This is a genomic window from Streptomyces sp. NPDC051738, assembly GCF_044453205.1.
Taxonomy (GTDB): Bacteria; Actinomycetota; Actinomycetes; order Streptomycetales; family Streptomycetaceae; genus Streptomyces.
In genome coordinates this window covers 334,946-342,824 of record NZ_JBITCM010000011.1, presented here as the reverse complement: position 1 = coordinate 342,824, position 7,879 = coordinate 334,946, and the positions used below count along the sequence as shown (strand labels likewise).

Annotated in this window: 5 protein-coding genes; all 5 read left to right on the top strand. The window is 70.0% G+C overall.

Annotation, left to right across the window (positions count from 1 at the left end; genetic code table 11):
• Nucleotides 1-499: DUF3459 domain-containing protein (locus ACIA8X_RS26615; protein WP_399459251.1), on the top strand; the 499-nt coding region annotated here is incomplete at its 5' end.
• A 5-nt stretch (nt 500-504) separates the two neighbouring features.
• Complete coding sequence (treS, locus tag ACIA8X_RS26610) at nt 505-2,223, top strand: maltose alpha-D-glucosyltransferase (RefSeq protein WP_399459250.1); 1,719 nt, start codon at nt 505-507, stop codon at nt 2,221-2,223.
• Nucleotides 2,224-2,264: 41 nt separating this feature from the next.
• A complete protein-coding gene (locus ACIA8X_RS26605; RefSeq protein WP_393443279.1) occupies nt 2,265-3,626 on the top strand; it encodes a maltokinase in 1,362 nt (453 codons plus the stop codon).
• Between the two features lie 3 nt (nt 3,627-3,629).
• Complete coding sequence (gene glgB / locus ACIA8X_RS26600) at nt 3,630-5,843, top strand: 1,4-alpha-glucan branching enzyme (protein ID WP_393443281.1); 2,214 nt, start codon at nt 3,630-3,632, stop codon at nt 5,841-5,843.
• A 130-nt stretch (nt 5,844-5,973) separates the two neighbouring features.
• A complete protein-coding gene (locus ACIA8X_RS26595) occupies nt 5,974-7,878 on the top strand; it encodes an AMP-dependent synthetase/ligase (RefSeq protein WP_393443283.1) in 1,905 nt (634 codons plus the stop codon).
• The last annotated feature ends 1 nt before the right edge of the window (nt 7,879 follow it).

The following is a 7,879-nucleotide window of genomic DNA, read 5'->3' as shown; positions in this document are numbered from 1 at the left end:
CACCTGGGGCATCTACAGCGGCTACGAACTCTGCGAGAACACCCCCCTGCGCAAAGGCAGCGAGGAATACCTCCACTCGGAGAAATACCAACTCCACCCCCGCGACTGGGAAACCGCCGAACGCGAAGGCCGCACCATCACCCCCCTGATCACCAGGCTCAATGCCGTCCGCAGGGCCCATCCCGCCCTCCACCGGCTGAGGAACCTCCGCTTCCACCACACCGACAACGACGCGCTCATCGCGTACAGCAAGCGCACGGGCCCGGACACGGTTCTGGTGGTCGCCAACCTTGATCCCCGCCACACCCAGGAGGCCACGGTCTCGTTGGACATGCCGCAACTCGGCCTGGACTGGGATGCCTCCCTGTCCGTGCACGACGAACTGACGGGTGAGACCTACCGCTGGGGCAGGACCAACTACGTACGTCTGCAGCCCGGCAGGGCGCCCGCGCACGTGCTCCATGTCCAGGCATCCCCACCGCAGATCGGAGGGTCGTGAGCGTCATGACCGTCAACGAGCCCGTGCTGGACACCTTCGAGGACACGCCTGCCAAGGACCGTGACCCGGACTGGTTCAAGCGCGCCGTCTTCTACGAGGTCCTGGTCCGCTCCTTCCAGGACAGCAACGGCGACGGCGTCGGCGACCTCAAAGGCCTGACCTCAAAACTCGACTACCTGCAATGGCTCGGCGTCGACTGCCTGTGGCTGCCGCCCTTCTTCCAGTCACCCCTGCGCGACGGCGGCTATGACGTCTCCGACTACACCGCCGTACTCCCCGAATTCGGCGACCTCGCCGACTTCGTCGAATTCGTCGACGCCGCCCACCAGCGCGGCATGCGCATCATCATCGACTTCGTCATGAACCACACCAGCGACCAGCACCCGTGGTTCCAGGAATCGAGGAAGGACCCCGACGGCCCCTACGGCGACTACTACGTATGGGCCGACGACGACCAGGCCTACGGCGACGCCCGCATCATCTTCGTCGACACCGAGGCCTCCAACTGGACGTACGACCCCGTTCGCCAGCAGTACTTCTTCCACCGCTTCTTCTCCCACCAGCCGGACCTCAACTACGAGAACCCGACCGTGCAGGAGGAGATCCTCGCCGCCCTGCGGTTCTGGCTGGACCTCGGCATCGACGGCTTCCGGCTCGACGCCGTGCCCTACCTGTACGCGGAGGAGGGCACGAACTGCGAGAACCTGCCCGCGACGCACGAGTTCCTGAGGCGGGTCCGCCGCGAGATCGACGCGATGTATCCGGACACGGTGCTGCTGGCGGAAGCCAACCAATGGCCGGAGGACGTCGTCGACTACTTCGGCGACTTCCAAAACGGCGGCGACGAATGCCACATGGCCTTCCATTTCCCCGTCATGCCGCGCATTTTCATGGCCGTCCGGAGGGAATCCCGCTACCCGGTCTCGGAAATCCTCGCCAAGACCCCGGCCATTCCCTCGGGCTGTCAGTGGGGCATCTTCCTGCGGAACCACGACGAGCTGACCCTCGAAATGGTCACCGACGAGGAACGCGACTACATGTGGGCGGAGTACGCCAAGGACCCGCGGATGCGCGCCAACATCGGCATCCGGCGCAGGCTGGCCCCGCTCCTCGACAACGACCGTCACTCGATCGAGCTGTTCACGGCCCTGCTGCTCGCCCTGCCGGGCAGCCCGATCCTCTACTACGGCGACGAGATCGGCATGGGCGACAACATCTGGCTCGGCGACCGCGACGCCGTACGCACGCCGATGCAGTGGACCCCGGACCGCAACGCGGGATTCTCCACGTGCGACCCGGGGAAGCTCTGCCTGCCCACGATCATGGACCCCGTCTACGGCTACCAGGTGACGAACGTCGAGGCGTCGATGGCATCCCCGTCATCCCTGCTGCACTGGACCCGTCGCATGATCGAGATCCGCAAGCAGAACCCCGCCTTCGGACTCGGCACCTACACGGAACTCCAGTCCTCCAACCCGGCGGTCCTCGCCTTCCTGCGCGAGTACGAGGACGACCTCGTGCTCTGCGTGAACAACTTCGCGCGGTTCGCGCAGCCCACCGAGCTCGACCTGCGCGAGTTCAGCGGGCGCCACCCGGTGGAGCTGTTCGGCGGGGTCCGTTTCCCGGCGATCGGCGAGCTGCCGTATCTGCTGACCCTCGGGGGCCACGGCTTCTACTGGTTCCGGCTCACCCGAGTCGCATCCCGCATCGGCAGACGGCTTTGAGCCTGAGCTTCGAGCGTGTGCCGAGGAAAGGACGGGTCACCATGCAGAAGACCGCATCTCCCCGACCGAGCCGTACGGTCGACGCGAGCCCGATGACATCACTGGCCGGGCTGCTGCGCGAGTGGCTGCCACGGCAGCGCTGGTTCGCGGGCAAGGACCGGCCCGTCACCGACCTGGCGCTGCTGTCGATGACGGAGCTGTTCCCGGGCTGTCTGCATCTGCTGGTGCACGCCGGTCACTCGGCGGTGCCCTCACCGGGCGGCACTCCCCCGGCCGGTGACTGCTACCAACTGCTGCTGGGCGTACGGCAGCATCTGTCGCCGCGGCTCGGCCGGGCGCTCATCGGCCAGGCGCAGGAGGGGCCGCTGGCGGGTCTGACCGTCTTCGACGCGCTGCAGGACCCCCGCTCGGCCCAGCTGCTGCTGGACCGCCTGCGGCATCCGGGCGCGGCCGGCCCGCTGTGCTTCGAGGCGGACCCGTCCGTGTCGCTGCCCGCGGGGCTCGTGCCGCGGCTGCTGGACGCCGAGCAGTCCAACTCCTCGCTGGTGTACGGCGACACGTACATCCTGAAGCTCTTCCGGCGCATCCAGCCGGGCGTCAACCCCGATCTGGAGCTGTCCGGCGCGCTGGCCGAGCAGGGCTGCCGTCGGGTACCGGCCCCCGTGGCCTGGTTCCGGACGACGCACCCCTGGGAGGCGACGCTCGGCGTGCTGCAGCCGTTTCTGCGGGACGCCTCCGACGGCTGGACGCTGGCGCTGGACGCGCTGGCGTCGGGCGGCGACTTCACGGCGGAGGCCCGTCAGCTGGGCCGGGCGACGGCGGAGGTGCACCTGGCGCTGGCGTCGGCGTTCCCCTCCCGGGCCCGCGGCGAGAACGGCCCGATGGCGGCGGCGATGACCGAGCGCCTGGAGAACGCCGCGCACTTCGTCCCCGCGCTGCGGGCGTACGTCCCCGGCCTGCGCACCGCTTTCGGCGCCCTCGCCGCCTGCGATCCCGGGCCGCCCGCCCAGCGCATCCACGGCGACCTGCATCTGGGTCAGGTGCTGCGGGCCGGCCGGGAGTGGTTCGTCATCGACTTCGAGGGTGAGCCGTCCCGCCCGCTCGCCGAGCGGCGCGGTGTCCACTCGCCGGTGCGGGACGTCGCCGGCATGCTGCGCTCCTTCGACTACGCCGCCCGGCAGCGCCGCCCGTGGCGTCCGGAGTGGGCGCGCCGCTGCCGGGAGGCCTACTGCGCGGGCTATGCCGCCGGCGCCGGGTGGGATCCGCGCAAGAAGCACGGGTTGCTGCGTGCGTACGAGACGGACCGCGCCGTCTACGAGGTCCTGTATGAGTCCCGGCACCGGCCCGACTGGTTGCCCGTACCGATGGCGGCGATCGAACGCCTCGCCGTGAGAGGAGCCTGACCCATGGCCCTGCACGAGACTTCGCGCCCCGAACCGGCCGGACCCGGCCCGAGCGCCGCCGCGCCCGAACTCGATCCGGCCGACCGCGATCGCCTGCTGTCGGGCGCCCACCACGATCCGCACGCGCTGCTCGGCGCCCGTCCGGTGCCGGGCGGGATCGCCTTCCGGGCGCTGCGCCCGTTCGCGCGTGCGGTGAGCGTGGTCGTGGACGGCGAGCGCACGGGGCTGGTCTCGGAGGGCGGCGGGCTCTTCTCCGGTGTGCTGCCGCTGGACGCCGTCCCCGCGTACACGCTGCTGGTGTCGTACACGGAGGACGGGTCCGACGAGCGCGAGGTCCATGACCCGTACCGCTTCCTGCCCGCCCTCGGCGAGCTCGACCTGCACCTCATCCGCGAGGGCCGGCACGAGGAGCTGTGGAAGGCGCTCGGCGCCGAGCCGATGACCCATCAGGGCGTGCCCGGCACCCGCTTCACGGTGTGGGCGCCGAACGCGCAAGGCGTCCGGGTCGCCGGGGACTTCACCTGCTGGGACGGGACGGCGTTCCCGATGCGGTCCCTCGGGGCGTCCGGGGTGTGGGAGCTGTTCCTGCCGGGCATCGGCGAGGGCACCCGATACAAGTTCGAGATCACCTCCCGACATGGCGGCCGGTTCCTCAAGGCCGATCCGATGGCGCGCCGCGCCGAGGTCCCGCCGGACACGGCGTCGATCGTGCACGCCTCGCACTACGAGTGGAGCGACGCGCAGTGGATGGCGCACCGGGGTGACGTCCCGGTGCACGAGGCCCCCTTCTCGGTCTACGAGGTCCACCTCCCGTCGTGGCGGCCGGGGCTGACGTACCGCCAACTCGCCGAGGAGCTGCCCGCGTATGTGGGCGGCCTCGGCTTCACCCACGTCGAGTTCATGCCGGTCGCGCACCATCCGTTCGCCGGTTCCTGGGGCTATCAGGTCACCGGCTTCTATGCGCCGACCGCGCGGCTCGGTACGCCCGACGACTTCAAGTACCTGGTGGACGCCCTGCACCAGGCCGGCATCGGCGTGATCGTGGACTGGGTGCCCGCCCATTTCCCCAAGGACGACTGGGCACTGAGCCGCTTCGACGGGGATCCGCTGTACGAGCCCGGGGACGCGCGGCGGGCCGAGCACCCGGACTGGGGGACGTTCGAGTTCGACTACGGGCGCACCGAGGTGCGCAACTTCCTCGTCGCCAACGCCACGTACTGGTGCGAGGAGTTCCACATCGACGGGCTGCGGGTGGACGCCGTCGCCTCGATGCTCTATCTCGACTACTCGCGGGACTCCGGGCAGTGGGCGCCGAACGCGTTCGGCGGGCGGGAGGACCTGGCCGCGATGGCGTTCCTGCAGGAGATGAACGCGACCGTGTACCGGCGCAATCCGGGGGTCGTGACGATCGCGGAGGAGTCGACCGCCTGGGGCGGGGTGACCCGGCCGACGGACAGCGGCGGGCTGGGGTTCGGGCTGAAGTGGAACATGGGCTGGATGCACGACTCGTTGCAGTACATCGGCAAGGAGCCGGTGCACCGCAAGTACCACCACAACGAGATGACCTTCTCGATGGTGTACGCCTACAGCGAGAACTACGTGCTGCCCATCTCCCACGACGAGGTCGTGCACGGAAAGCAGGCGCTGGTCTCCAAGATGCCCGGCGACTGGTGGCAGCGCCGCGCCAACCACCGGGCGTACCTGGGCTTCATGTGGGCCCATCCCGGCAAGCAACTGCTCTTCATGGGGCAGGAGTTCGCGCAGGGTGCGGAGTGGTCGGAGGCGCACGGTCCCGAGTGGTGGCTGCTCGATCCCGGGTACGCGTCGGCGGGCGACCATCGGGGCGTGCAGGACCTGGTGCGTGACCTCAACGCGTGCTACCGGGCGACTCCGGCCCTGTGGGAGCGGGACACCGACCCCGGTGGCTTCCAGTGGGTGCTGGGGGACGCGGCCGACGACAACGTCTTCGCCTTCCTGCGGTTCGGGGCCGACGGCACCGCGCTGCTCTCCGTCAGCAACTTCTCCCCCGTGGTCCGCCACGACTACCGCCTCTGGGCGCCGGACCACGTCATCGCCTGGCAGGAGACCCTCAACACCGACGCCGCGCGCTACGGCGGCGGCGATGTCACCAACCCCTCCCCGGTGAAGCCGGAGGACGGGCACATCCGGCTGACATTGCCGCCGCTCGCCACGGTGTGGCTGTCGCCCTGCCCTTGAGGCCGGGATCACCGAACGGGGTCAATTGTCAGTTCCGGGCACCGTCCGCTCTCGGCTGGGCTAGATTCGGGCACCGTTGATAACGGAACTCATCGGTTACGTCACACCCGGTACGCATCAGGAGCAGCGCATGCGCGATCTCGGCCTCGCTCCCCCGACCGTCACCAGCCTGACCGGCGGGCTCGCCGACAGCGTCTTCGAGACGGCGGCCCACAATCCCACGTTGCCGTTGCTCGCGCGCCGCCCCGACCCCTCCTCCACCGTCTGGGAGGAGGTGACGGCCGCCGAAATGCGCGACGAGGTCACCGATCTGGCCAAGGGCCTGATCGCGTCCGGGATCTCGCCGGGCCATCGCGTGGCCATCATGGCGCGCACCCGGTACGAGTGGACGGTGCTCAGCCACGCGCTGTGGGCGGTGGGCGCCGAGGTGGTCCCGATCTATCCGACGGCCTCGCGCGATCAGGTCGAGTGGATCCTGCGGGACGCGGAGTGCGTGGCCGTGGTGGTCGAGGACGAACAGGCCGTCATGACGGTGGGCTCGGTGTGCGGGTCGCTGCCGCAACTGCGCCATGTCTGGCAGTTGGACGCGGGCGGGCTGCAACAGCTCGTGGAGCGGGGTGAGTTCATTCCGCTCGCCACGGTCGAGTCGCTGCGCCGTATCGTGCTGCCGGACTCCACCGCGGTCGTCGCCTACACCTCGGGCACGACGGGCCGGCCGCTGGGCTGCGCTCTGAGTCACCGGAATCTGGCGAGCACCTGCGACACGCTGCTCCAGGGCTGGGGCCACAAGGTGGTGCCGCCGGGCGGGCAGGCGTCCGTGCTCGCCTTCCTGCCCTTCTCCCATGTGTACGGCCTCCTGGTGCAGACCCTGTGTATCCGCGGCGGCATGATGATGGGCCACGAACCCGACCTGGGCGAGGAGGGGCTGTCGGCCGCCCTGCGCTCCTTCAAGCCCACCTACTTCTGCGCCGTACCGTCGATCTTCGAGAAGATCTACAAGAACGCGCTGCGCACGGCCCAACAGGCGGGCCGGGGCGCGCTGTTCGAGCGGGCCGCCGACACCGCCCGGGACTTCGCGGCGGCGCTGGAACGGCAGCGGCTGGGCGGCGGGCCGGGGCCCGGCTTCGATCTGCGGCTGCAACACGCGCTGTACGAGCGGACGGTGTACCGCAGGTTCCGCGCCGCGCTGGGCGGCAGGGTGATGCTCGGGACGTCCGGCGGCTCGTCCCTGAACCGTGAACTCTCCCTCTTCTACGAGGGCGTCGGCATCTACGTGAACGACGGGTACGGGCTCACCGAGACCAGCGGCGGGGTCACGGCCCAGCCGCTGGGGCGGGAGATGTCGGGGACGGTCGGGCAGGCGCTGCCCGGCATCGACCTCCTGGTGGCCGACGACGGGGAGATCCTGGTGCGCGGGCCGTCCGTGTTCCAGGGCTACGTCCACGACGAGGCCGCGACGCGGGCGGCGCTGCGCGGCGGCTGGCTGGCCACCGGTGACCTTGGGCGGCTGGACTCCGACGGCTATCTCACGATCACCGGGCGCAAGAAGGACGTCATCGTCACGAGCAGCGGCAAGAGTGTCTCCCCGGCGCTGCTGGAGCAGCGGCTCAGGATGCATCCGCTGGTCCATCAGGCGGTGGTCGTGGGCGACAACCGGCCCTGTGTCGGTGCCCTGATCACCCTGGACCCGGACTTCCTGGCGTTCTGGCGGGACTCCGTCGCGGCCCGCAGCGACGCGCGGACGCGGGTGGCACGGGAGGAGAACACGCTGCGGGAGGAGATCGCCCGGGCCGTGGCCGCCGCCAACAGCGCGGTGTCGCGGCCGGAGTCCATCCGTGTGTTCCGGGTGCTGCCGGAGCCGTTCGACGTGGCGAGCGGTTTACTGACGCCGTCGATGAAGCTGCGCCGGGACGCGATCGTGCGGCATTACGCGCTGCAGATCGACGCGATGTACCAGGCCCGCTCGCGCGCGCCCCGGGAGCATCTGTCGGACGAGCTCGCGCACTGGGACGACGCGGACAACGTCTTCCGCTGAG

Coding starts and splice junctions, on each gene's coding strand:
- treS (WP_399459250.1), top strand. CDS start 505: ATGACCGTCAACGAGCCCGTGCTGGACACCTTCGAGGACACGCCTGCC.
- ACIA8X_RS26605 (WP_393443279.1), top strand. CDS start 2,265: ATGCAGAAGACCGCATCTCCCCGACCGAGCCGTACGGTCGACGCGAGC.
- glgB (WP_393443281.1), top strand. CDS start 3,630: ATGGCCCTGCACGAGACTTCGCGCCCCGAACCGGCCGGACCCGGCCCG.
- ACIA8X_RS26595 (WP_393443283.1), top strand. CDS start 5,974: ATGCGCGATCTCGGCCTCGCTCCCCCGACCGTCACCAGCCTGACCGGC.